Source organism: Photorhabdus sp. RM71S, from assembly GCF_042879355.1.
In the GTDB taxonomy this organism is placed as follows: domain Bacteria; phylum Pseudomonadota; class Gammaproteobacteria; order Enterobacterales; family Enterobacteriaceae; genus Photorhabdus; species Photorhabdus kayaii.
Window position 1 is genome coordinate 1 of record NZ_JBHFKV010000132.1, and the last position, 1201, is coordinate 1201.

A 1201-nucleotide genomic window follows, 5' to 3' on the forward strand; every position below is an offset into this window, starting at 1 on the left:
GGTCGATCACTATCGAAGAGCTTCATCAGCGAGCAGAAAGGGCAAGATGTACGATGACTGTCTGCATATTGCTAAAGCGTGGGCGAGTAAATACAGCTCGGTCAAGCCGTCCCCAAAGTGAGGACCTCGGAAGAAGTAAGACTGTGATGATCCCGGAGAAATTAATGAAATACACATATTCAATCATTCTGGACGCAATTATCGCGTCCTTTTTATTTATTGGCATTACGCAAAATATCGAAGGTTTTGTAAATGTCGGTTATTTCGCTGGCTGGTTCTTTGGTGTGATTAAATTCCTGGCTTATTTATTTAGCAGGGATACGCTCGCTAAAGAGTACAAACATGTTCCGACAGCATTCCGATATTACGACTTACTGACGGATACAGCCTTTGTCATTTTTGTCGTATATCAGGGCTGGTTTGTACTCGGCGCTATTTACGCGATAGGCGCAATGGCAAAAGTTGAGTTTCAGGGCAAGCAAGAGAAGATGCTTTCAACGAAGTAACTAACTCAGAGCATTCTGCTGACAGAGTGCACGATAGTAGTGATTTCTTTATGGGCGCCCTGCGGGCGGATACTGACTTTTTAGCAGAATATTCTAATTCCAACTGTTTCCAAACTGGAAAGGGTTCAGAGAGGATTTAATATGAAATTTGAAGATTTAACACCCGAGTCACAACAGGCAGCACGTGAGGCTTTAATAAATGCTCTAAATATAGAGATGGAATCTCGACGCTATGCCGATAACGACAGGGCGAAATACCTCGCCCGAAATATTAGAGATAGCTTTATTGCCCTTGAAACGGAAGATCCAAGGCGAGGTGATGGAGATGATGAAGCGGAAGAACTTAGCCCACCTTGCGCCAAAGACCCTGATGAAGATTAAGCCCTGTCAAGTCCGCGCCAGCTTATCCCATCAGATTCAGTGACCAAAACCGCAGGTCTTGAATTGACTGACTTAGCGACGTCATAAGCTAAGTCTCTTACTTCCTGTCGAGATTTTGATTCAGACTTGAAATAGTATTCAGCGGGAGGAAGCTCATATTTATTGCCGCTATCAGCAGTAATAAATTTCGAAAAACCCTTAGCTTTCATTTTATCATAGAGCTTATCGTAATCTGAGTTATCTGCTTTTCTTAATTCTACACGGACAATGAAATCTGCCATTTCTTATTCCTTACTTGACTGTGGAATGATCAA

Annotated in this window: 3 protein-coding genes; 2 read left to right on the forward strand and 1 reads right to left on the reverse strand. The window is 42.6% G+C overall.

Annotated elements, in window-relative coordinates:
* Nucleotides 1-164: 164 nt before the first annotated feature.
* Together ACGF5R_RS24050 and ACGF5R_RS24055 are read left to right on the forward strand one after the other, a co-directional pair.
* Nucleotides 165-506, forward strand: a complete 342-nt coding sequence (locus ACGF5R_RS24050) for a hypothetical protein (RefSeq protein WP_112879873.1) — start codon at nucleotides 165-167, stop codon at nucleotides 504-506.
* Nucleotides 507-647: 141 nt separating this feature from the next.
* Nucleotides 648-887, forward strand: coding sequence for a hypothetical protein (locus ACGF5R_RS24055; protein WP_262981647.1), 240 nt, complete (start codon nucleotides 648-650; stop codon nucleotides 885-887).
* On the opposite strand, the gene ghoS is transcribed toward ACGF5R_RS24055, so the two are convergent.
* The gene (gene ghoS, locus ACGF5R_RS24060; protein WP_112879875.1) at nucleotides 884-1168 is read right to left on the reverse strand and encodes a type V toxin-antitoxin system endoribonuclease antitoxin GhoS; all 285 of its coding nucleotides are present in this window, start codon (nucleotides 1166-1168) and stop codon (nucleotides 884-886) included. The genes ACGF5R_RS24055 and ghoS overlap by 4 nt on opposite strands.
* Between the last annotated feature and the right edge of the window lie 33 nt (nucleotides 1169-1201).